The organism is Pseudomonas sp. F8002, from assembly GCF_013385495.1.
Classification (GTDB): domain Bacteria; phylum Pseudomonadota; class Gammaproteobacteria; order Pseudomonadales; family Pseudomonadaceae; genus Aquipseudomonas.
The window spans coordinates 302279-325763 of sequence record NZ_JACAPW010000001.1 but is presented as its reverse complement, the minus strand read 5'-3'; the positions used below and the strand labels follow the sequence as shown (position 1 = coordinate 325763).

General features: G+C 60.1%; 21 protein-coding genes and 1 pseudogene. 8 read left to right on the top strand and 14 right to left on the bottom strand.

Annotated elements, in window-relative coordinates; genetic code table 11:
- The first annotated feature begins 39 nt into the window (after positions 1–39).
- The 4 genes and pseudogenes from HX811_RS01500 (at position 40) to HX811_RS01485 (ending at position 2700) form a co-directional block, all read left to right on the top strand.
- Positions 40–1242, top strand: a complete 1203-nt coding sequence (locus HX811_RS01500; RefSeq protein ID WP_177044456.1) for a pyridoxal phosphate-dependent aminotransferase — start codon at positions 40–42, stop codon at positions 1240–1242.
- Between the two features lie 146 nt (positions 1243–1388).
- Positions 1389–1643 carry a type II toxin-antitoxin system prevent-host-death family antitoxin gene (locus tag HX811_RS01495; protein WP_087692805.1) on the top strand — a complete coding sequence of 85 codons (255 nt, stop codon included), beginning with the start codon at positions 1389–1391 and terminating at the stop codon, positions 1641–1643.
- A pseudogene (locus HX811_RS01490) lies at positions 1640–1893 on the top strand (Txe/YoeB family addiction module toxin). Before HX811_RS01495 ends, HX811_RS01490 begins: the two are co-directional and overlap by 4 nt.
- A 102-nt stretch (positions 1894–1995) precedes the next feature.
- Complete coding sequence (locus tag HX811_RS01485; protein WP_177044454.1) at positions 1996–2700, top strand: hypothetical protein; 705 nt, start codon at positions 1996–1998, stop codon at positions 2698–2700.
- Between the two features lie 122 nt (positions 2701–2822).
- On the opposite strand, the gene HX811_RS01480 is transcribed toward HX811_RS01485, so the two are convergent.
- The 5 genes from HX811_RS01480 to glyA all read right to left on the bottom strand — a co-directional run bounded on the left by HX811_RS01480 (position 2823) and on the right by glyA (position 9256).
- Positions 2823–3908 carry a pyridoxal phosphate-dependent aminotransferase gene (locus HX811_RS01480; RefSeq protein WP_177044452.1) on the bottom strand — a complete coding sequence of 362 codons (1086 nt, stop codon included), beginning with the start codon at positions 3906–3908 and terminating at the stop codon, positions 2823–2825.
- A 149-nt stretch (positions 3909–4057) separates the two neighbouring features.
- Positions 4058–5500 (bottom strand): cytochrome c, encoded by a 1443-nt coding sequence (locus tag HX811_RS01475; RefSeq protein ID WP_102369855.1) that lies wholly within the window; start codon positions 5498–5500, stop codon positions 4058–4060.
- Positions 5501–5503: 3 nt separating this feature from the next.
- Positions 5504–7093: a GMC family oxidoreductase gene (locus HX811_RS01470; protein ID WP_102369856.1), complete on the bottom strand. Its 1590-nt coding sequence runs from the start codon at positions 7091–7093 to the stop codon at positions 5504–5506.
- Positions 7094–7107: 14 nt separating this feature from the next.
- Entirely contained in the window at positions 7108–7644 is a 537-nt protein-coding gene (locus tag HX811_RS01465; RefSeq protein WP_023659207.1) for a sugar dehydrogenase complex small subunit, read from the bottom strand.
- A gap of 256 nt (positions 7645–7900) precedes the next feature.
- The gene (gene glyA, locus HX811_RS01460; RefSeq protein ID WP_177044451.1) at positions 7901–9256 is read right to left on the bottom strand and encodes a serine hydroxymethyltransferase; all 1356 of its coding nucleotides are present in this window, start codon (positions 9254–9256) and stop codon (positions 7901–7903) included.
- A 279-nt stretch (positions 9257–9535) separates the two neighbouring features.
- Between glyA and HX811_RS01455 the strand changes: the two genes are divergently transcribed.
- Entirely contained in the window at positions 9536–10141 is a 606-nt protein-coding gene (locus HX811_RS01455; protein WP_177044450.1) for a helix-turn-helix transcriptional regulator, read from the top strand.
- Positions 10128–11024: a queuosine precursor transporter gene (locus tag HX811_RS01450; RefSeq protein ID WP_177044449.1), complete on the top strand. Its 897-nt coding sequence runs from the start codon at positions 10128–10130 to the stop codon at positions 11022–11024. Before HX811_RS01455 ends, HX811_RS01450 begins: the two co-directional genes overlap by 14 nt.
- A gap of 376 nt (positions 11025–11400) precedes the next feature.
- On the opposite strand, the gene queC is transcribed toward HX811_RS01450, so the two are convergent.
- The 8 genes from queC to hmpA form a co-directional block, all read right to left on the bottom strand.
- Positions 11401–12093 carry a 7-cyano-7-deazaguanine synthase QueC gene (gene queC, locus HX811_RS01445; RefSeq protein WP_003216378.1) on the bottom strand — a complete coding sequence of 231 codons (693 nt, stop codon included), beginning with the start codon at positions 12091–12093 and terminating at the stop codon, positions 11401–11403.
- 102 nt (positions 12094–12195) lie between these two features.
- A complete protein-coding gene (gene cyoE / locus HX811_RS01440; RefSeq protein ID WP_003216376.1) occupies positions 12196–13083 on the bottom strand; it encodes a heme o synthase in 888 nt (295 codons plus the stop codon).
- An 11-nt stretch (positions 13084–13094) separates the two neighbouring features.
- Positions 13095–13430 (bottom strand): cytochrome o ubiquinol oxidase subunit IV, encoded by a 336-nt coding sequence (cyoD, locus tag HX811_RS01435; RefSeq protein WP_003216374.1) that lies wholly within the window; start codon positions 13428–13430, stop codon positions 13095–13097.
- On the bottom strand, positions 13430–14056 hold the full coding sequence (locus tag HX811_RS01430) for a cytochrome o ubiquinol oxidase subunit III (RefSeq protein ID WP_008435616.1): 627 nt from the start codon (positions 14054–14056) through the stop codon (positions 13430–13432). Before HX811_RS01430 ends, cyoD begins: the two co-directional genes overlap by 1 nt.
- Positions 14057–14059: 3 nt before the next feature.
- Positions 14060–16078 carry a cytochrome o ubiquinol oxidase subunit I gene (cyoB, locus tag HX811_RS01425; RefSeq protein WP_003216371.1) on the bottom strand — a complete coding sequence of 673 codons (2019 nt, stop codon included), beginning with the start codon at positions 16076–16078 and terminating at the stop codon, positions 14060–14062.
- A gap of 3 nt (positions 16079–16081) precedes the next feature.
- Entirely contained in the window at positions 16082–17023 is a 942-nt protein-coding gene (gene cyoA, locus HX811_RS01420) for a ubiquinol oxidase subunit II (RefSeq protein WP_008435619.1), read from the bottom strand.
- A 798-nt stretch (positions 17024–17821) separates the two neighbouring features.
- A complete protein-coding gene (locus tag HX811_RS01415; protein ID WP_177044448.1) occupies positions 17822–18328 on the bottom strand; it encodes a disulfide bond formation protein B in 507 nt (168 codons plus the stop codon).
- A 260-nt stretch (positions 18329–18588) separates the two neighbouring features.
- The gene (gene hmpA / locus HX811_RS01410) at positions 18589–19770 is read right to left on the bottom strand and encodes an NO-inducible flavohemoprotein (protein ID WP_177044447.1); all 1182 of its coding nucleotides are present in this window, start codon (positions 19768–19770) and stop codon (positions 18589–18591) included.
- Between the two features lie 147 nt (positions 19771–19917).
- Here hmpA and norR point away from each other — a divergent pair, with 147 nt between their 5' ends.
- Positions 19918–21462, top strand: a complete 1545-nt coding sequence (gene norR / locus HX811_RS01405; protein ID WP_087692812.1) for a nitric oxide reductase transcriptional regulator NorR — start codon at positions 19918–19920, stop codon at positions 21460–21462.
- A 56-nt stretch (positions 21463–21518) separates the two neighbouring features.
- Here norR and HX811_RS01400 read toward each other — a convergent pair whose 3' ends face one another.
- Complete coding sequence (locus tag HX811_RS01400; RefSeq protein ID WP_177044446.1) at positions 21519–22430, bottom strand: DMT family transporter; 912 nt, start codon at positions 22428–22430, stop codon at positions 21519–21521.
- A gap of 137 nt (positions 22431–22567) precedes the next feature.
- Between HX811_RS01400 and HX811_RS01395 the strand changes: the two genes are divergently transcribed.
- Complete coding sequence (locus HX811_RS01395; RefSeq protein WP_177044445.1) at positions 22568–23443, top strand: helix-turn-helix domain-containing protein; 876 nt, start codon at positions 22568–22570, stop codon at positions 23441–23443.
- The last annotated feature ends 42 nt before the right edge of the window (positions 23444–23485 follow it).

Here is a 23485-nt window from a genome sequence, read left to right as displayed (position 1 = left end):
TAATTGACGCGGGCATCGATGTCGGCGAGGAGAGCAAGGATGCGTTATTCACCCTTTGTGGGGCGCATTGGCGGCGAATCCGTCAGTGCCTGGGATATTCACTACGCCGCCGCCGAAGCCCAACTGCGGGGCGAAGACGTGATTGTGCTCAGTGTCGGCGACCCGGATTTCGCCACGCACAGCGCGATCTGTGAAACCGCCGTGGACGCCCTGCGCGCCGGCGACACCCACTACACCCCTGTGCTCGGCCGCCCGAAACTGCGGGAAGCCATCGCGGCCCGGCAGAGCCTGCTGCAAGGGATTGCGGTGCACGCCGACAATATCGCCCTGGTCGCCGGCGCGCAGAATGGCCTGTTCGCGGCCTGCTTGTGCCTGTTCAGCCACGGCGATGAAGTGCTGGTGCCAGAGCCGATGTACCTGACCTACGAGGCCTGTGTCCAAGCCTCGGGGGCGCGCATTAGAACCGTCGAACAACCGGCCGCCAACGGCTTTCGCCTGACCCGTACCGCGCTGCAAGCCGCGATTACCGACAAGACCCGGGGCATCGCCCTCGCTACACCGTGCAACCCCACCGGCAACGTCTACTGCCGCGAAGAGCTGGAAGCCGTCGCCGAAGTGGCACGCGCCCACGACCTGTGGGTGATTTGCGATGAAGTGTATGGGCAGCTCATTTATGACGATCAACACCTGAGCATCAGCGCGTTACCCGGCATGGCCGAGCGCACGGTGGTGCTCAACAGCCTGTCGAAAAGCCACGCCATGACCGGCTGGCGGGTTGGCTGGGTGGCCGGCCCGCCCACATTGATCAACCATCTGGAAAACTTGCTGCTGTGCATGATTTACGGCCTGCCAGGGTTTATCCAGGCGGCGGCGATCAAGGCACTGGAACTGGATGAGGCCTTGGTCAGCGATGCCCGTGCGGTGTATCGGCGCCGGCGTGACCTGGTGGTGAACGCGTTGAGTGCGATCAGCGAGCTGGACTGCCGAGCCCCCCAGGCGGGCATGTTCATGCTGGTGGACGTACGCCGCACCGGGCTCAGCGGCCGGGAATTCGCCTGGCAACTGTATCGCCAGACCGGCGTATCGGTGCTTGACGCCCAGGCGTTTGGCCCCAGCGCCGAAGGGTTTGTGCGGGTTTCGTTTACCGTCGCCGATGACACCCTCAGGGAGGCTTGCCAGCGCATTGCCGGCTTCGTTGAAGGGCTTGGGGCCGACGCCGCGCCTTTACGTGATCGCCGATAACAGGTAGCGGCTGTACCAGGAATTGGGCTACGAAAAACGCGCCTTCGAAATGGGCAAGCGCCTCGGTTAAATCAACCGTTGGTAAGATGCCCCTTGATGACCTGTACGTATTCTGTACGTTTCAGCCATTAAGCGAGGACTCAATTATGGAAACTATCAACTACACCCATGCACGCGCCCATCTCTCGGACACGATGGATCGGGTAAACGAAGATCGTGCCCCTCTGTTGGTGACCCGGCAAAAAGGTGAACCGGTGGTCATGATCTCTCTCTCAGAGTTCAACGCTCTTGAAGAGACGGCCTATCTGCTGCGCTCTCCCAACAACGCGGAACGCTTGATCAAATCGATCAACAGCCTGCGAGCCGGAAAGGCCAAGCCGAGGCAGTTGATTGAAGAATGAAAATACTCCTTACGCCTGAAGGCTGGGACGACTACCTCTGGTTTCAACAAAACGACAACGCTGGGCTCAAACGCATCAACTTACTGATCAAATCGATCCAGCGTGATCCTTTTGACGGCGTTGGCAAACCAGAACCACTCAAACATAACCTCAGTGGTTTCTGGTCCCGGCGAATCACAGCGGAACATCGTTTGGTGTACGGGATTGAGGAGGGTGAATACAGATCCTCATGTGTCGTTATCACTATTGACGCCATTTACCGTCAGGATCCTGCCTTGACCTGATCCCCCTCCCCGCTGAAAATGCGCGACGCTTTTCCCGTCTCCCCGTTTACTGAAGTAGTGAAATTTCAATGTCCGATTCCCGCACCGAAGAATCCGTAGTCGCCTTGCAATCCAAAGCTGAATACGAAAACGCCATCAATCTTTCACAGCACGTGCCGGCGGCCAAGACCATCAGTGAAATGGTGCTGGACGCGTTCCACACCTCCAAGGAAAGCGACCAGATCCGCGAGCTGCGCGTGGCCATCCGCCAGGCCCACGACGCTTTCGACGACGACAAGGCCTACGACCTGATGGGCGAGCTCAAGCAGCTCAAGGACGCCGAAGCCGCCGACAACGCCGCCCTCGAAGACCTGAACAGCAAGTTCTCCATCAGCCGCATCCTGTCCAGCTTCAAGGACGACCCGGAGTTTCAGGAGCTGGTCTACGGCCTGGCCCTCAAGGTGCTGAACCAGACCCACCAGGCCATCAGCAACCCGAGCGCCGGCAAAGGCAAGGCTTCCCGCCCGAAGAAGGAAGTGGAAGTGTTCGCCATCAGCAAGGACGGCATCAGCGTCACCCTGCCGCTGCGTTCGCCGCGCTCCAAGCCGAACGTGGACCGTGAGGCGTTTGAGTTCCTCGGTTTCAGCTTTGTCGGTGAAGGTGACGAGGCGGAACTTGAGGTTGAAACCTTTGTGGATAACTCGGGCGCCGAGCAGCCACTGACGCGTAAAAGCATCATCACCGCGCTGCAGCAGCAGACGGCGTTTGAGGGCTACAGCATCGCCCAGCAGTAACTCGATCTAAATGTGGGAGCGGGCTTGCTCGCGAAGACGGTGGGTCAGTCACGTACGCATTGACTGACACTCCGCTTTCGCGAGCACGCCCGCTCCCACATTTGACCTGCGTCGCAGCGAATTCAGCCTACGACTTGAGCCGCAAACACCTCGCGAAACCGCTGCATCTCATCAGCGTTGCCCACGGTAACCCGCACCCACTGCGGCCAGTTTTGCCACACGCGCCCTATCTTCACGCCCTGCTCGCCCAGCCGCTCGATGACCTGTCCCGCCGGACGGCGCACATCAATCATGAAGCAGTTGCTGTGAGACGCCGTGCAGGTGAATCCGCGGTTTTTTAGCCAGGCCACCGTCTCATCCCGCAACCGGGTATTGAGCGCCTTGCGCGCCGGCACCAGTTGCACATCTGCAAGGCTGGCGCGGGCGGCGAGCAGGCTGGCGGCCGCCGGCACGTTATCGCCGCCAAACACCGCCAGTTGTTCCAGCAGCTGCGGATGACCGATCGCCAGCCCCAGGCGTGCGCCGGCCAGGCCATAGATTTTCGAGAACGTGCGCAGCACCAGCAAGTCGTCATGGTCCTTGACCCACGCCACACAACTGGGTGCGTCACTGAAGTCGATGTAGGCCTCGTCCACCAGCAAAATGCTGCCCTGGGGTTTGCGCGCCAGTGCCTGTTCGATGGCCTTGGCGGGTGTGAGGGTGCCGGTGGGATTGTTCGGGTTGCAGAGGTAGATCAGGCCGGGCTGGCGGTCAACGGTGAGCATGGCGGGAAGGTCATGGGCGTGATCGGCGGTGAGGTCCACTTCATGCACCCTGGCCTTGCACGACTCGGCTGCCTGGCGCGGAACTTCGTAGGAAGGCGTGGCCATCACCAGGCTGCGGGTTTCGCTGGTAAACGCCAGCACCGCGTAGCGCAACGCAGCCATGGAGCCGGCGAACACCGCCACCTGCTCCTCCAAAATGCCCTGCTGCCGGGCAAATTGTTCAACCAGCGCGTACATGTCCGGGTACGGGTAGCGCCCCGAAACGGCAATACCGCGCTGCATGGCCTGCCGCGCAGCCGGCGAGGGCCCGTAGGGGCTTTCGTTGTAGTTGAGCAGCACCTCGGGCGCCGCCACGGCGGGGCTTGCCTCAGCCCAGTCCAGGCGACCCAGCAACGGCAAGGCCGCGCCCAGTGCGATCAGGGAACGACGACTCACGTTGACCATGAAGACCTCTCCTTGTCAGCTCGCAGCTTCAGGTGCGGGATTCGCCCCCGTTCCTGCAATTGGGTATGACGAGGAAAACAGCCGGTGATTTACCCAACCAACAAAAAGCCCCGCACTTCATACCGAAGGCGGGGCTTTTGCGTTTGCGGCTAGTTGGAATGAAAACGCCGGTTCAACGCGATCCGCTTGGCCTCCACTGCCCGCAGGTGTTGGTGGTGACGGCGCCACAGCAACAGCACGATGATCAGCACCAGCACCACCAGGCCACCGCCCCACAGCAGGTACGGCATGGCCGTGATCAACAACGGCGCATCCCCACCGCGACGCAGGCTGGTGACTTCTTCGGAACTGACGCTCAACGCCGGGTTGCCGAAGGTGTGCAGGCTGTAGTTGGCGATGGCGGCGATTTGCGCGTCGTTCAGGTCACCGCCCAGGGCCGGCATGCTCACGGCGCCGTCGGCACCTTTGCGGTCGATGCCCGCGATGATCGCCATCACCAGGTTGTTGGCCTGGTTGCCGTTGAGCGCGGTGTTGAGGCTCAGGGACGGGTAGAACTTGTCAGCCGAGCCCTGGCCATCGCGGCCGTGGCAGCTGGAGCAGGCCGAGTTGTAGAGGCGTGCGCCATCCAGTCCGGTGGCGTCGGCCAGTGAGGCTTGATCGCCCTGGCCGGTTTCCAGGGTGCTCATGTCCACCGGCTTGACGTCACGCACCACCCGCTCGGTTTGCCCGGGATCGCGGATCGGCGGCACGTTGTGCAGGTAGGCGGCCATGGCATGCAGGTCGCTGTCGCTGAGGTAGCGGAAGCTGTTTTCCACGGCTTCGGCCATGCCGCCCGCGGCTTGAGCCTTGTCGGCGAGGTGACCGTTTTTCAGGAAGTTGACCAGGTCGTCCTCGCTCCAGTCGCCGAGGCCACTGACCTTGTCGGAGGTGATGTTGGGCGCAACCCAGCCCCCCAGTTTCGCACCGGCCAGGTACTGGCTGTTGTCCTCGGCCATCAAGGCATTACGTGGGGTGTGGCAGGCGCCGCAGTGGGCGAGGTTGTCCACCAGGTACTGGCCACGGCTGGTCTGTTCGGTGGCGCCGGGCTTGGGCACAAAACCCTGGCTGTCGAGGAACACCAGGTTCCAGCCGAACATCAGTTGGCGGATGTTGAACGGGAACGCCAGGTGCGTTTCCGGCACCGGCTGGTCCACGGCTTTGACGCCCTGTTGCAGGTACACATACAAGGCGTGGATGTCGTCATCGCTCATGCCCTGGTAAGAGGTGTAGGGCATCGCCGGGTACAGGTGCTGGCCCTTGGCGTTGATGCCTTTGCGCAAGGCGTCCGCCAGTTGTTGCTCGGTGTAGTCGCCGATGCCGTAGGCCTTGGACGGGGTGATGTTGCTGGAGATGATCTTGCCCATGGGCGAGTCGATCACATACCCGCCGGCCAGCGGCGCGCCGCCATTCTCGGCGGTACGGTGGCAGGCTTCGCAGTCGCCGGCACGGGCGACATACGCACCTTTCTGGATCAGCGCGGCGGTGTCTTCAGCGGCAAACACCGGCAACGCGGTGAGCAGCAAGGCCAGCAATGGAAATTTAAGCAATCCCATGACCTAGACCTCCCGCGCAATGATGTCGGCCATACGGATACTCAGCGCCACGCCGGCCAGGGTCGGGTTGATGGTGCCGGAGGCCGGTATCACCCCGGTGGTGGCGAGAAACAGGTTGGCGTGGTCGTGGGTGCGGCACTCGTGGTTGACCACCGAATCCTTGGGGTTGGCGCCCATGATCACGGTGCCCATCAGGTGGTCGCGGTTCTGGTAGCCGGTGTTGTCTTCCACCACCGTGCCGCCCATCAGCTGCACGAAGTGCGCATAGTCTTCAGTGACGCCGGCCTTGGCCGCCTTCACGTAGTCGCCCACCTCGTAGTTGACCACCAGCATCGGAATGCCCAGGGCGTCCTTGCGGGTGCGGCTCGGGCGCACGGTGTTGGTCTGCAATGGCAGGGTTTCATACACGGTAGAGACGTCGACCCAACGCGCCGCATCGTGGCGGATGCGTTCGTCCAGCTCCTTGCCGTACACGCCCTGGGCGATCAGCCGCTTGGCCACGGCAATGTTCGGCACGTTGTTGGAGATCGAGTGTTTGACCGAGGCCCGCTCCTTGCGGAACTCGCCGTCGCGGCGGTTGAAAATCCCGCCCTGCTGCACCGCGCCGCGTCCCGGCCACAACGGCTCGTCGGCGATAAATTGCAGGCCCTGGCCGGTGTGGTCCATCAGGTTGCGACCGACCTGGTCGGAGGAGTTGGCCACCTCCGAAATCAGCAGCAGCTTGGGGGTTTCCAGGCCGTGGGCGGCAACGATGAAGTACTTGGCAGTGAGCCGCACATCGGCGCCGGTGGAGCTGCGGTAATGGATGGCGACGATCTTGTCGTCCGCGCCTTTTTCCAGCTTGTAGGCGGTGGCGTCGGTGATCAGCTTGGCGCCGGCCTGTTCCGCATGGCGGGCGTGCACGTCGCCGCTGTACATCGCGCCGATGGGGCAGACCGGCATGCAGTTGTTGTTGCCGCTGCACGCCGGGCGCCCGTCGTAGGGTTCAGTGGCACGGCCATTGGGCTCATGGATAAAGTGATACCCCGCCGGTGCCATGCGTTCGCGCAGGCGCTGGAACAGGTAGGTATCACCTTCCGGCGCCATCGGGTACGGGCTTGAGCGTGGCGGGAACGCGCCGCCGCCCTGCCCGCTCTGGTCCTGGGTGTCACTGCCGCATACGCCCAGGGCAATTTCCGCACGCACGTAATAGGGTTCCAGCTCGCTGTATTCCAGCGGCCAGTCGCGACCTACGCCGTAGAGCGTCTTGAGTTTCATATCGTTGGGCAAGTAACGCCAGCACGCTGCTGCCCAGTGCCAGGTGGTACCGCCCACCAGTTTCAACATGCCGGGGCGGAACTCGAAAGAACCGGTGTTCTCGATGTATTGCTCATCATAAGAATGATGGGCCCACGGCTCATTCGGATAGGGTGAGTTGTAATTGCCCTTGTTCGACGAATTACGGAAGTTCTCGACTATCTTCCAGCGGGGAATATGTTCACCCGCTTCCAGAATAATCACCGACTTGCCGAGTTTGGCCAATTCAAAGGCTGCGTTACTGCCTAATGCGCCGGAGCCAACCACAATGACATCGGCGTCAAAATCCTGATTCATAAAAGTGCCTTGTCTTAGTCGTTGGCCAGCGTGGCCGGAGGATTAACCCAGTAATTGGTTTTTCCCCGGGAGTACGTCGGGATCACCGTGGCGTCCGCGGTCGGCGCATAGGCCAGGGCGCCGGTGAAGGTGACCAGGCGCGTGCCGTCGGTGGCGCGCAGGGACACCGGCGTGCCGGTGTAGCCCAGGTACCAGGCGGAGACGATTTTCTGCGTCGTGTCCTTTATCACCGGGTCGGCGTAGAACGGGCTGCCGGACAACTGGCCGACATTGCGCAAGTGATGCTGGCCAACCTTGCTCCACAAGGCTTTGATCTTCTCGGGGAATGCAGGGTCGTTCCGGGTGCACTGGGCCAGGATGCGCAAGGACAAGGCGGCATCCAGGTTCGAGCGTTCGAGGAGGAACATCGACAGTTGGCGGAAGGATTCAATGTCGTCGCTGGCGGCGCTGCTGACTTCCTGCGCCAGCGCGGCACCTGCCCACAGCGGGGCAAACAGGCCAGCACCGGTCAAGGCTGCGCCTGAATACAGGAGTTTTCTTCGGGTTATCACGGGATATCTCCTCATGAGTCGAACAACTATCGGCGCACGGGCCTAGTTCGACTTCACTGCAAAAGGCTGAGTACTTCGTTCACGGAGGTTGAACGGACTTTAAGAGCCCTTTTTATAACTGCCAGGAGAACGCCAAGCTGTCGTGCAGCTTGTTAATGATGAGAATGAGCAACAACGCGACCGTCTATAACAGCCGCTTAAACACCGTACAGCAATTTATCCTGCAATAACATGAAACATCCATTTGGATGTTTGCTCAGTTGTGCAGGTAATCCGCGAGGGGATACTTCGCGCACAAGGCTTGAGCCTGCAAGCGCAGGGATTCCTGTGCATTCGGATCCAGGGTGAACTTGTGCTCGTTGAGGGGCGTGACCGCATCGAGTACCCGGCACACCAGTTCGACGACCTGCCGACATCCATCGGCGTCGAACTGGCGTTGCGCCAGGGAGCCGGTGCCGATACACAACCCGCCAGCGACGAATGATGGTCGCGTCTCTCCCGGTGCGCGATGCTTGTCCACGATGATGCCGCACTGCTCCAGCGCCGCCTGGGCGATGGCGCCGGTGATGCCGCCACGCAAGCGAATCAGCACCGAGTGGTTTTCACTGCGCCCGCCCACCACCTCGTAGTCACAGGCCTGGAACGCGTTGGCCAGTTCGTCGGCCGTGGTGCGAATACGCGCCATCCAGGCGTCGAAATCCGCGGACATGGCGTAGCCGAACGCCGCCGCCTTTGCCGCGATCATGTTGAAGGCCGGTGCGCCCTGCATTCGTGGGAACACGGCTTGATCGAGGAGCCGGCTGAAGCTGGTCTTAAGGCCCGGCACCTTGGTTTCGGCGTCGCGACCGGAAAGGATCAGGCCGCCACGCGGGCCGCCCAGTTGTTTATGGGTGCACAGCGTAGTGACGTGGGCTGCGTCGATCGGGCTCGGATGGCGCCCGGTGGCGACCAGGCCGGCGATGGTCGAAATGTCCGCCAGCAGGATCGACCCGGCTTCGTCGGCAATCCCACGCAAGCGCGCGAAATCAATGGTGTGCGAGTAGGCCGTCGCCCCGCAGATGATCACGCGCGGGCGATGGGCCAGCGCCAGTGTGCGCACCTGGTCGTAGTCGATAACACCCTTGGAGGTAGTGCCGTACCTGAGCGCCTTGTAGTTCGCGCCGGTGAACGCGACGGGGCTGGCGTGGCTCAGATGCCCGCCATGATCGGGGGCCATGCCGAGCACGGTGTCTCCCGGCTCCAGCAAGGCCGCCAGTACCTGATAGTTGGCAGTCGACCCCGAGTGTGATTGCACGCCGGCGTATTGTGCACCGAACAGCTCACGCGCTCGGCGCACAGCCAGGGCTTCGACCCGGTCGGCATTCTCGCAGCCGGCGTGATGACGCCAGCCGGGCGTGCCCTCGGCGGTCACGTTGACCAGCAGCGAGGCGGACGCCGCCAGGATATTCGGCCTCACTGCGCAGGACGAAGCGGCCAGCGACAGCGTCTGGTGTTGGCGCGTGACTTCCGCATCCAGCAACGCTGCCAGCTCCGCGTCTTCTGCCCGTAGATCCGCCAGCCCTCGTTGCAGCAGGTCGGCCTGGTGGGTAAGTGGTTGCGTGTCGACTGCCATTGTCCTGTGTTCCTTCCCTGAAAATCCCGTGCGCCTTTCCGTTGGGCGCAGGGCAATTAAGCAGAAAAATGAACATTTTCCAAATTAAATGATTCTTTTTGGCCGCACACAGGGGGACAAGACGCGGTTTTTCCTGGCTGAATGCTGGCCAATCGCCAAAAAACTGATCACGGTCTTTATTCTTGTGGCAGGCGCATGCAACACTTCGCGCCGCGGCGAAGCACGCACCCCCAGCGCAACATGGACGCTCTGTGTAGAACATAAGGAAGTGGTGGGCATTTGATTCACAGAAAAGAACGCACCGAGTATTTGAAGAGCAATATCAAATACCTGATCAAAAGCCGCGGAGAGACGCAGCTGTCGTTGTGCAACGCGGCCGGCCTGACCAGAACCACGATCTACAACATTCTGGAAGGCAAGGTCGTCAACGTACAGCAGTCCACCATCCGCAAGATCTCGGATTTCTTCGGCGTTTCCTATGAAGAAATCGAGACCCTCGACTTCGAAGAAAAAGAGATCATCGACAGCAGTATTTCCCCCCAGGGCAACATGAACCCTGCTGCCGTGCCGATCATCAAGCAAAGCCAGGTCATGGCGAGCATGGACAAGCGCATTGGCGAACTCGCCACGCTGTACCCGCTGACCTACTACTTCGGCACTTCCTACAACTTGATCGCCGTGCTGCTGGAACATGCGATTGCCGGCGTCAACGAGCCGGGCGATTTGTTGATCGTGCAGAAAGGCACGTCGAGCGACGACAAGGAAAAGTTGGTGTACGACAGGCTCAGCAAAAAACTATTTATCACGGATCAAGCGTGTGTCAGCTCGGATCATATCTGTGTGGTGGGAGATATCATCGAGGAGCGCTTCAATGACAACGTATGAGCACGAAGTCGAGAACAGCAAATACAAGTTGCTGGGGTTCGAGAATGACAAGAGCCTGGCGGTGATCATGGTGATCGCCACGGGCAAGATCATTCGGATAAAGCTGAGCGAAGTGCTGAACAGCGAAATCATGGACAATTTAAATAAAATGGAAGTCAAGAACATGTACAAGAAGTTCTACTCACAGGGAGGAGCGCTGACCGCGTACGACCTCAACGACCGCAACGAGAACTCATGGATGATTTACATCATCCTGAACCTGCTGCTCTTTACGTTCTATATCTTCACCAGCATCGCCGCGACCAAACCTATTTACCTGGAGTCGCTGGGCATTATCGTCACGCCCGGCACGTTCCTTTACCCGCTGACGTTTCTGATCGTGGACTTGCTCAACGAACAGTTCGGCCTGCGGCTGGCGAGACGGGCCATCCTGTTTGCGTTTGCCAGTAACGCGATGATCATCATCCTGCTCTACGGCTCGACCTTCCTCCCCGGCTTGCCAGGCTGGAAGCTCGACGGGCCTTACAACGACGTGATCATCCAGGTGTCGTCGGTGCTCATCGCCTCTTCGGTTTCGTTCCTGGTGTCGGAGAACATCAACTCGTACCTGCTGTGCAAGATCAAGGAGCTGACCAATTCCAGGTACCTGTTCCTGCGGATTTTCCTGAGTACGTTCTTCGCGGTGATCATCGACAGTTTCCTGTTCTGCTTCATCGCGTTCTACGGCGCCATGCAGACCAGCGACATCCTGAACATGATCTACGTGCAGATTGCGATCAAGGTCTGCTTTGCCTTCTTCAACATCCTGCCGGCCTATGGCGCCCGCTCGCTGTTCAAGCGCTACATCACCGGCGATACCCAGCCCCAACCACACGCCAACTGATGATCGTTCCCACGCTCTGCGTGGGAATGCCGCCTTGGACGCTCCGCGTCCGCCTTTGTGACGCGGAGCGTCACGGGATGCGTGCCCACGCGGAGCGTGGGCACGATCAAGGCCCAACCGCACGCCAGCTGATGATCGTTCCCACGCTCTGCGTGGGAATGCCGCCTTGGACGCTCTGCGTCCGCCTTTGTGACGCGGAGCGTCACGGGATGCGTGCCCACGCGGAGCGTGGGAACGATCGAGGCCCAACCGCTCGCCAGCTGATGATCGTTCCCACGCTCCGCGTGGGAATGCCGCGTTGGACGCTCCGCGTCCGCTCTTGTGACGCGGAGCGTCACGGGATGCGTGCCCACGCGGAGCGTGGGAACGATCGACATCACGCCAGCTTGCTTTTCAGGCTCTGCATGACGGCTGCCTTGTTTTCGAGGTAGTCGTTCAATCCACGTGCGCGAAGGTTGCACGCGTCGCAGTTGCCACAACCCGTACCGATAATGCCGTTGTAGCAGGTCAGGGTCTGGTTGCGGATCAGGTCCAGCTGCTGGTGATCGTCCGCCAGGGCCCAGGTCTCGGCCTTGTTCAGCCACATCAACGGCGTTTCCAGGCGTACGTCGTATTCCATGCCCAGTTGCAGCGCTTTGTTCAGCGCCTTGACGAACTCGTCCCGGCAATCGGGATAGCCGGAGAAGTCGGTTTCACACACCCCGGTGATCACCGTTTCCGCCTTGACCTGGTAGGCGTAGATCGCCGCGAGGGTCAGAAACAGAATGTTCCTGCCTGGCACGAAGGTGCTCGGCAAACTCTCGCCCGAGCTGTTCACCGTGGGTACCGGAATGTTGTCGCGGGTCAGGCTGCTGATGGCCAGCTCGTTCAACAGCGACACGTCCATCACTTTGTGAACGGTGGCGCCCAGCTGTTTGGCGAGTTTCTGTGCGACTTCGATTTCCGCCACATGGCGCTGGCCATAATCGAAGGTAATGCAGTGCACCTCGTCATACAGCGCCAGTGCCTGGATCAGGCAGGTGGTCGAATCCTGCCCACCACTGAATACGATAACGGCTTTTTTACTCATCACGCTGCTTCCTGCATTTGTAAGATTTGGCATAGTTTAAAGGCCCCTCAATAAAAAACCCCGCGCTTCTTTCGAAGGCGGGGTTTTTTACTGCTCGATCACTCAGTGAGCGTACGTCAGCAGCAACTCTTTCGGCACCTGGAAATCCAGGGACATCATCACGCTCAAGGCGGTGATGGTGAATATCGAGAAGACGAACAGCTTGCGTGCCCAGACGGTGTCATCCACCGCCTTGTAGCCAGTCCAGGCCATGTACAACCAGTACATGCCCATGGCGGCGGCAACGGCAAGGTAGCTCATGCCGGCGTAGCCACTGAAGGTCAACATCAAGGTCGCCACGAGGAAGGCCAGGATGTAGAGCAGGATGTGTTTCTTGGCGACCTTGATGCCACGCTTGACCGGCAGAACCGGAATCGAGGCAGCCAGGTAGTCATTGAAGCGGAAGATCGCGATGGCATAGGAGTGCGGCATCTGCCACAGGCTGAACATCACCAGTAGCACCAGCGCGGCCATGTCGAAGCTATTGGTCACAGCCACATAACCAATCACCGGCGGCATCGCCCCCGACAGACTGCCCACCAGCGTGCCGTGAACCGACTTGCGCTTGAGGTACAGGCTGTAGAAGCCGACGTAGATGACAAAGCCGATCACGGCAAACAGCGCCGCCAGCGGGTTGGCCACCTTGTACAGCAACACCACGCCGGCGATACCCAGGATGGTCGCGAAGATCAGTGCCAGTTTCAGGGAGATAAGGCCCTGGACCAGCACACGATTCTTGGTGCGTTCCATCTTGATGTCGATATCGCGGTCGATGCAGTTGTTGAATACACAACCGGAAGCTACCACCAGGGACGTGCCGATCATCGCAGCCAGGAAAATGGCCAGATCGACATGCCCCTTGGAGGCCAGGAAGAAACCGCCTGCCACAGAAAGCACGTTACCGAAAATGATCCCCGGTTTGGTGATTTGGATAAAGTGCTTAAGCGACATCGGGTCTTACCTCACTTCGCCATCATGAACGTATGGATGCTGAACATGATCCATACCGACAGGCCAACCAGCAGGAGGATCACCAAACCTGCGAACACGAACGCAATCACGTTATCGCGCTGAGCCTTCGAGCGGTCCAGGTGCAGGAAGTACACCAGGTGAACCAGGACCTGGATCACCGCGAACGCCAGGACGATCATCAAGGTGATCGACTTCGGCAAGGTTGGGTACATCACCAGGCCGAACGGGATCAGCGTCAGGATGACCGACAGGATGAAGCCAATGGCGTACGACTTGACGCTGCCGTGGCTGTCATCATGGCTGTCATGGGAATGTGCATTAGCCATTACAGAGTCCCCATCAGGTAGACAACGGTGAAGACGCAGATCCAGACCACGTCCAGGAAGTGCCAGAACAGGCTCAGGCAGCTCAGGCGAGTCTTGTTGGTGTTGGTCAGGCCATGTTTGTTGACCTGATACATCATGGTCGCCATCCAGATCAGACCGGCAGTCACGTGCAGACCGTGGGTGCCTACCAGCGTGAAGAACGCCGACAGGAAGCCGCTACGGTGCGGGCCGTAACCTTCGGAAATCAGCAGGTGGAACTCGTTGACCTCCATGCCGATGAAGCCCAGGCCGAACAGGAAGGTCAGTGCCAACCAGCTCAGGACGCCTTTCTTGCTGCCCTTGTAGAAGGCCAGCATGGCGAAGCCGTAGGTGATCGAGCTGAACAACAGCAAGGCGGTTTCGCCGAGCACGTAAGGCAGTTCGAAGATGTCGTGGCCCGACGGGCCACCCGCTACGTTGTTTACCAGTACCGCGTACACCGCGAAGATCGACGCAAACAAGATGCAGTCGGTCATCAGGTAGAGCCAGAAACCGAATACGGTCATTGGCCCCGAGTCGTGGTGATGGTCATCGTGCCCATGGTCATCGACATGGGCGTGTCCAGCATTGGTCACTAAGTTCGACATGGTTTAAGCCTGTTCCAACGAGGTTTCAACACGGTTGGCCGGGATCTTCTTCTCGGCAACCAGGCGAGCGTGTTGCTCGGCTTCGATGCGTTCGATCACGTCGACCGGCACCATGTAGCCTTGGTCATCACGGGCAGCGTGAACGATGAAGTAGCCGATGGTGCCCACCAGGCTCACGATGGCCAGCCACCAGATGTGCCAGATCATCGCGAAACCGAACACGGTCAACAGCGCGCCCATCACAACGCCGGTAGCGGTGTTGTTAGGCATGTGGATCGGTTCGTAACGCGCAGGCTTCTGGTACGCAGTACCGTCTTCCTTGGCTTCGGTGAACGGATCGATGCTGTCAGCCTTCGGCAGTACGGCAAAGTTGTAGAACGGCGGTGGCGACGAAGTCGACCATTCCAGGGTGTGTGCATTCCATGGGTCGCCGGATTCGCACATGTTCTGCTTGCGATCACGCACGCTGACATACAGCTGGATCAGCTGGCAGGCGATACCCACAGCGATCATCAGTGCACCCACCATGGCAACGTACAGGTACGGTACCCACTCAGGGTTGGTCGTGGCGTTCAGACGACGGGTCATGCCCATGAAGCCCAGAGCGTAGAGCGGCATGAACGCGACGAAGAAGCCCGAGATCCAGAACCAGAATGCAGCCTTGCCCCAGCCTTCGTGCAGCTTGAAGCCGAACGCTTTCGGGAAGTAGAAGCTGAAACCTGCGATGTAGCCGAATACTGCGCCGCCGATGATCACGTTATGGAAGTGAGCAATGACGAACAGGCTGTTGTGCAGTACGAAGTCAGCACCCGGGATGGCCAGCAGTACGCCGGTCATGCCGCCGATCGCGAAGGTCACCATGAAGCCCAGGGTCCACAGAACCTGGCTGGTGATACGCAGACGACCGTGATAGATGGTGAATAGCCAGTTAAATAGCTTCACCCCCGTCGGGATGGAAATCAGCATCGTCGCCAGTCCGAAGAACGCGTTGACGCTGGCCCCCGAACCCATGGTGAAGAAGTGGTGCAGCCAAACCATGAAGCCCAGTACCGAGATCGCGCCCGAGGCGTAGATCATCGAGTGGTGACCGAACAGGCGCTTGCCCGAGAAGGTCGAGATCACTTCAGAGAAGATACCGAACGCTGGCAGGATCAGGATGTACACCTCAGGGTGACCCCATGCCCAGAACAGGTTCACGTACATCATTGGATTGCCACCAAGTTCATTGGTGAAAATGTGGAAATCCAGGTAACGGTCAAGCGACAGCAACGCCATGGTTGCAGCCAGGATCGGGAACGATGCAACGATCAGTACGTTGGCCCAGGTGCAGGTCCAGGTGAAGATCGGCATGTCCATCAGCTTCATGCCCGGGGCGCGCATTTTCAAGACGGTGGCCAGGAAGTTGACCCCCGTCAGTGTCGTCCCGAGTCCTGATAACTGTAGCGCCCAGATGTAGTAATCCACACCCACGCCCGGACTGTAGGCCAGGCCCGACAATGGCGGATACGCAACCCAACCGGTCTTGGCGAATTCGCCGACGCCCAGGGACAGGTTGATCAGCACTACGCCGGATACCAGCAGCCAGAAGCTCAGGGAGTTCAGGAACGGGAACGCAACGTCACGCGCACCGATCTGCAGCGGCAAGGCAAGGTTCATCAGGCCGGTGAAGAAAGGCATCGCCATGAAGATGATCATGATCACACCGTGGGCGGTGAAGATCTGGTCATAGTGTTCAGGAGGCAGGTAGCCAGGCGAACCCTCGGTGGCCATGGCCAACTGGGTACGCATCATGATGGCGTCGGCAAAACCACGCAGCAGCATGACCATGGCAACGATGACGTACATGACGCCGATTTTCTTGTGGTCGACCGAAGTCAGCCACTCGGTCCACAGGTAGGTCCACTTCTTGAAGTAAGTGATCCCTGCAAACAGTGCCAGACCACCCAGCGCGATCATGGCGATGGTCACCATCACGATCGGCTCGTGGAACGGGACCGCATCCCAACTTAATTTACCAAACATCGTTTACTCCTCTGCCCCAGCAGTTGAATGCGAGCCCGTGTCAGAACCTTCAACCGCGGCCACTTCTTTCTTCTCGTGCTCGATCGGCTTGCCTGGCTTCATACCTTCGTACTTGTCGACGATTTTCTGAAACAGGTCCGGCTCGTACGTGGAGTACAGGGCGACTGGGTTGTTCTGGCTTGGTTTGGCAAGGGCGTCGTATTCAGCTTGATCAAGCTGTTTAGGTGCGGCCTTGACTTCGGCTACCCAGGCGTTGAAATCTTCCTGGCTCGTCGAGATCGCTTTGAATTTCATGCCGGTGAAGCCAGCACCGCTGTAGTTGGCGGAGATGCCTTCCATTTCAGCTTTCTCGTTCGCGATCAGGTGCAGACGGGTCTGCATGCCTGCCATCGCGTAGATCTGGCCACCCAGTGCAGGGATGAAGAACGAGTTCATCACGGCGTCGGAGGTGATCCGGAAGTTAAGCGGGGTGTTCTCCGGGAACCGGATCTGGTTCACAGTGGCGATACCCAGGTCCGGGTAGATGAACAGCCACTTCCAGTCCAGCGCGACCACTTCGATGTTGATCGGCTTGACGTCGGAGTCCAGCGGACGGTACGGGTCCAGCTCATGGGTCGACTTATAGGTGATGTAACCCAGGGCGATGATGATGAGGATCGGCACCAGCCACACCGCGATTTCAATCTTGGTGGAGTGCGACCACTTCGGCGCGTAGGTGGCGCTGGTGTTCGACGCGCGGTATTTCCAGGCGAACGCGAACGTCATGATGATCACGGGCACCACGACCAACAGCATCAGCAGGGTGGCGGTGATGATCAGGTTGCGTTGATCCAGACCGACCTGACCTTTAGGGTCGAGCAAGGTCCACTTGCAGCCTCCCAGCATTAACATCATGCCGAGCAGCGGCAAAAAGCCTAGTAATCGGGGGTACCTGTTTTTACTCATCTCACGACCTCTAAAGCAGCTTGCGCAATGCAGTTGGGTTTTGATCGCCAACACTTCACCCTGCCAAGGGTTGGCATTTCTCTTCGATTGAATAAGGGCCTGCCCGTCGCACCTTGCGCGAATCGACACGTCCCGGGCTAGCGGTGAGTTCTTATTCGAATTCGTTGGTCAAAGGCCTTGTTACAGACCAATTCCATTTGGTGCGGATAGTTGAAAGGCTGCCGGCACCTGGGGTCGCATGAAACGTTACATCCGCTTCTCGACCGCCCTAGTTTGCTCAGGGGTGAGCAGCACCGGACATTCAGTGCGGGCGATTGTAGTTAGCTAGCGATGTATAAACCATGTCTTATCCAGAAATAATTTTTATCGTTTCCAGCAATAATCCTTCACCATTATTGCAAAGGTCCGCGATCGTATCGCGTTTGATTCTCGACAAAAACCACAAAAATTGCCGTGTTATTGGGCAATCTGCCACATCCCTTACAGCCTGTAAGGGCATCGAAAACGGATCCAAGTCCCCTAAAAACAAGGCATTCGGACATCGGGCAATGTCGCCGACCGCACGCCACTCGCGGCGTCGGCCAGACGACGAACTGACAGCCATAAAACGCCGCTTCATGCAAATTTATGGCGCGTTTACGAGCGTCAGAAACGTCCTGCGACAGCTTCCGTGTGACAACATGTCGCACGCTGCGCACACCCAAACTTGCCCCGCGTCACGGCCTCTTCACAAATGCCTACAAACAAAAACGCCCCAGCCTTCTTTAGAGGAAGGCCGGGGCGTTGAGTTGTAACCGCTTAGGCTTTGCCCTGGCGATTACGGTAAATGCCCAGTGGCACCAGGATCACCGTCAGCACAAAGGCCACCAGCGCCCACTGTGCCAGGGACAGGCCGAGCACGGGCGGGTACGGCGTCTCACAGAAGCCGTCGACCTGGAACCCCAGGGGAAACACCGAGGCCAGCGGCAAGCCATCGACAATCGGTTGCAGCACGTCGATGCCGCAGCTGACCTTCGGAAAGTACTGGATGTACACGTGATAGCCGGCAGCGGCGACGCCACCCAGGGCGCTGAGGGTCACCAGTGCTTCAAACACCGTGACACTGCGGGTGGTGCGCATGGCGGCACCGATGAAGGCGAAGATCGCGATCAGCAGCAAGGCATAACGTTGCAGGATGCACAGCGGGCAAGGGGCCTCGCCCAGCACCACCTGCATGTACAGCGCCCCGCCGATCAGCGCCAGGCAAATGATGCCCAGCAGTACCAGAAAGCGTCGCTCCCTGCCCAAACGCAATTCGTCGATCATCCCCGTTTCCCTTTAGCCAATGATGGTTGTGCCAATGGCCGCAAGTTTACACGCGGACGGTGAAAGTTGAGCAGTTGGCGTGTGGAGGTTTAAACAGGAGGCATTAACAGGAGATTAATCAGGGAAAATGGAGATCAAAATGTGGGAGCGGGCTTGCTCGCGAAAGCGGAGTGTCAGTCACTGAATGTGTGCCTGATACACCGCCTTCGCGAGCAAGTCGAATCGTCGCACCGCCGCTCCCACATTTTTGACCGAGTAAGTTATTCCAGAGCCGACGCCGGCCCAAAGAACTCATACCGGCTCTGCGCTTCCGGCACACCCAGGGCCTTCAAGTGACGCTTGATCGCCGCCATGAAGCCTTTAGGCCCCAGGAAGTACGCATCCACATCGCGCTCCTGCGGCAGCCACGCCGCCAGTTGCTCCTGGCTCAGCATCCCGACCTTGTCCGCCGCCGGGCTCACGCCATCATCCTCGGCGTAGCAATAGAAGCGCTTGAGCTGTGGATGCTGCGCCGCCAGGCCGTCCACCCATTCGCGGAACGCATGCACGCCGCCATTACGCGCGCAGTGGATAAAGTGAACCGGACGCTCGGTGGCCAGCGCCGCTTCGAGCATCGGCAATGTTGGCGTGATGCCCACGCCGCCGCTGATCAGCACCAATGGCTTGTCGCTGGCCGCCAGGGTGAACTCCCCCGAAGGCGGGAACAGATCGATGGTCGCACCCACCTGGAACTGGTCATGCAGGTAGTTCGACACCCGCCCACCGGCTTCGCGCTTGACGCTGATGCGGTACTGGCCCGAATCGCCACGCGCCGACAGGGAATAGTTGCGGCGCACTTCCTCGCTCTCCAGCACCAGCTTCATGCCGATGTACTGCCCAGGCTCGGCGGCCAGGATCGGGCCGTTATCCACAGGCGCGAAGTAAAACGAGATAATTTCCGCGCTCTCCTCCACACGCTTGACCAAGGTGAACGGCCGCGCGCCACGCCAGCCGCCCGGCGCTTGCTCCTTCTCTTTATAGATAGCCGCTTCGGCACCGATCAGGATGTCGGCCAATTGGCCATAGGCGGCGCCCCAGGCACTCATCACTTCAGGGGTGGCGATTTCGCTGCCCAGCACTTCGGAAATTGCCCGCAGCAGGCAGGTACCGACAATCGGGTAATGCTCCGGCAGGATCTGCAGGGCCACGTGCTTGTTGATGATCTTTGCCACCAGATCGCCCAACTGGTCGAGTTGGTCGATATGCCGGGCGTACATCAGCACGCCGTTGGCCAAGGCCCGGGGCTGGTCGCCGCTGGCCTGGTGGGCCTGGTTGAACAGCGGGCGTACTTCCGGGTATTCGGACAGCATCATCCGGTAGAAATGGGTGATCAGGGCTTCGCCGCCACTTTCCAGCAGGGGCACGGTGGATTTGACGATGGCACGGTCTTGGGCACTAAGCATGGCAGACTCCTGGGTCTTCTTACTGAATACCCTTTACTACTCAGTATTCGTGCCAACTAATAAATCCTTATAAATCAGATACTTAATATTAATGTAGTCAGTATGACTTCCTACGCTATATAGTCACTATGACCACAAGGAGTCATTATGACTGCGAAGCCGCTGCTCACCACCCTGCTGCCCCTGGTCGCCGACCTGTCCCGCGAGTTGCCCGAAGGCGAGCGTTACCGGCGCCTGCTCCAGGCCATGCGCGCCCTGCTACCCTGCGACGCGGCCGCCCTGCTGCGCCTCGACGGCGAATGGCTGGTGCCGCTGGCGGTGGATGGCTTGAGTACCGACACCCTCGGTCGGCGCTTCAAGGTCAGCGAACATCCGCGTTTCGCCGTGCTGCTCAGCAGCCCCGGCCCTACCCGCTTTGACAGCGACAGCGAACTGCCCGACCCCTATGACGGCCTGGTGGATGGCCTGCACGGCCACTTGGAGGTTCACGACTGCATGGGCTGCCCACTGTTTGTCGACGACCGGCCCTGGGGCCTGCTGACCCTCGACGCCCTGGATACCGAGCGCTTCGAACGGGTGGAACTGGACGCCCTGCAAGCCTTTGCCAGCCTCGCCGCCGCCACCGTCAATGTCGCTGAACGCATTGAACGCCTGGCCCTGCGTGCCGAAGACGAACACCAGCGCGCCGAAATCTACCGCCAGGCCAGCGGCCAGCAGCACAAGGAAATGATCGGCCAGAGCAAGAGCCACAAACGCCTGGTGGAAGAAATCAACCTGGTGGGTGGCAGTGACCTGACGGTATTGATCACCGGCGAGACTGGCGTGGGCAAGGAGCTGGTGGCCCAGGCGATCCATGCCGCATCAAACCGCGCCGAGAAACCGCTGATCAGCCTCAACTGCGCCGCCCTGCCGGAAACCCTGGTGGAAAGCGAACTGTTCGGCCACGTGCGCGGGGCGTTTACCGGCGCGCTCAACGAACGCCGGGGCAAGTTCGAGCTGGCGAATGGCGGCACGCTGTTTCTTGATGAAGTGGGCGAGTTGTCCCTCACCGTGCAGGCCAAGCTGCTGCGGGTGCTGCAAAGTGGCCAGTTGCAGCGCCTGGGGTCTGACAAGGAGCACCAGGTGGATGTGCGCCTGATCGCTGCCACTAACCGGGATCTGGCCGAAGAAGTACGCAGCGGCCGCTATCGTGCCGACTTTTATCACCGTTTGAGTGTGTACCCGCTGCAAGTCCCGGCGCTGCGTGAGCGCGGTCGCGATGTGCTGTTGCTGGCGGGCTTTTTCCTTGAACAGAACCGCTCACGCATGGGCCTGGGCAGCCTGCGCCTTACCAGCGATGCCCAGGCGGCACTGCTGGCTTATACCTGGCCGGGGAATGTGCGCGAACTGGAACACTTGATCGGCCGCAGCGCCTTGAAAGCCCTGGGTAACTGCCGGGAGCGCCCGAAGATTCTCAGCCTCAGCGCGGCAGACCTGGACTTGCCGAACGCCACCGCGCCACCGCTCGAAGCGCAGCCCGACCCCGTGCCGGACGTCACCGGCGACCTGCGCCTGGCCACCGAGAACTACCAGCGCCAGGTCATCAGCGCCTGCCTGGAACGCCACCAGCACAACTGGGCCAGTGCCGCCCGTGAGCTGGGCCTGGACCGGGCCAACCTGGGACGAATGGCCAAGCGCCTGGGCCTGAAGTAATGAACGGTGATTCTCAGGTAAAGGAGATCAAATGTAGGAGCTGTCGAGCCCCCACACTAAACCTGCTTCGCCTTGTAGATTGGATTGATCGGCGCGCCAGCCTTGGGCTTGCGAAACACCAACACATTCCCCAGCATCACCAGCACCAACCCCGCCAACGCCGGCGCTGTCCACTGATAGCCCTCGGCAAACGCCGAGACGTTCAACGCCACCACCGGGAACAGCACGGTGCAATACGCCGCTCGCTCCGGGCCCATGCGCCCGACCAGGGTCAGGTAGGCGGTAAAGCCAATCACCGAACCCGGGATCACCAGGTACAGCAGCGAACCGATGTAGCGGCTGTTCCATTCCATGTCGAACGGAATGCCCTGCACCGCGCAGTACATCGCCAGCATCGACGCACCATAGGCCATGCCCCAGGCATTGGTGGTCAGCGGCTTGAGGCCGGCCTTCTGCTGCAAGCTGGAAAGCAGATTGCCCGCCGAGAAACACATGGTGCCGAGCAGTGCCAGGCCCAGGCCGAGCAGGGTTTGCGGGCTGGCGGTGTGCCCCACCAGTTCCGGCCAGAACAACAGCCCGAGGCCGAGCAAGCCAAGGCCGCCGCCCATCAACACATTGCGTGCGACCTTCTGCCCGAAGAACACCCGGGCGTTCAGCGCGTTCCACAAGGTGGCCGTCGAGAACACCACCGCCACCAGGCCGCTGGGAATCCACTGGCTGGCGGTCAGGAAGCACATGAAGTTGACGCAAAACAGGCACAGGCCCTGGGCCAGGCAGATCAGATGCCCGCGCCGGTTCATCACCTGCAGCTTGCGGCTGAGCAGCAGCATCACGAACAGCACCAGCGCCGCGAGGCCAAAGCGATAGACGATGGACACCGGAATCGCCACCACGCCCAGTTGCCACTTGAGGGCAATCCAGGTGGTGCCCCAGATCAATACGGTGAGTAAATACAGGAAAAGGTTCATGGCGGGCTCCGAGGGTTGAGCCACAGTTTCGCCCCTGGCGGCACCAGGTCTCTTGCACATTCTTGCGCTTTTGTCGGCTGCCGGGATCACAGCCGCCGCCGCTGGGAGTAGGATGCAAGCCGTCAGAGAGTACGAATATGCCGCCACTGGAAACCCTGCAAGTCTTTCAATCCCTCAACCGCTCGCCCAACGCTCGCCTCGAGCTGTGCGCCGAGCTCGGTGACGGCTTGTCTGCAGCCTTGTGGAGCAACCATCACGACGCCCAGGATTACGAAGCCCCCGACCACCACACCTTGTCCTGCTACATCGGCGGCGGCACCGGCACCTTTCGCCGCGACCAGCCCGGCACCAAGGGCGGCCCGGACAAGCTGTGCATCCTGCCGGCCGAGCATCAGTCGGCCTGGGTGATCAACGGCGAAATCCGCCTGGCCCACGTGTATTTCAGCCCCGAGCAATTCGCCCTGGGCTGCGTCACCTTGCTGGACCGCGAACCCCGCGAGTTGCAATTGCGCGAGAGCACCTTCCTCGACGATGCGCGGCAGGCCCGGCGTTTTCACCAGTTGATCGGCCTGAACTGGAAAGAGCCCGGCGAACGCCTGCTGACCAGCAGCCTGGCCCATGAAATGCTCAGCCATACCTTGCTCAGCCAGGTGGGGATGCGCGAGGGTTTGCGTTTGAAAGGCGGGCTGGCCGCCCACCAGCGCCGGCAACTGGTGGAGCACATCGACCAGCAGCTGGCGGAGCCGATCAGCCTGGGGCAGTTGGCAGGCTTGTGTGCGTTGTCGGAGTACCACTTTGCGCGGATGTTTCGCGAGAGTTTTGGACTGCCGCCCCATCAATATCTGCTGGCGCGGCGCCTGGCCCGGGCCCGGGAGTTGTTGCGGGGTGGGTCGTTGCCGCTGGGCGATATTGCCCTGGCGTGCGGGTTTTCCAGCGCCAGCCACTTTACCAACCGGTTCCGCCAGGCGATGGGCGCAACCCCTGGTGAATACCGGCAGGCGTTCCTGCCTTGAAATGCAATCTGCCTGACGGCACAGGTCCCATGTGGGAGCGGG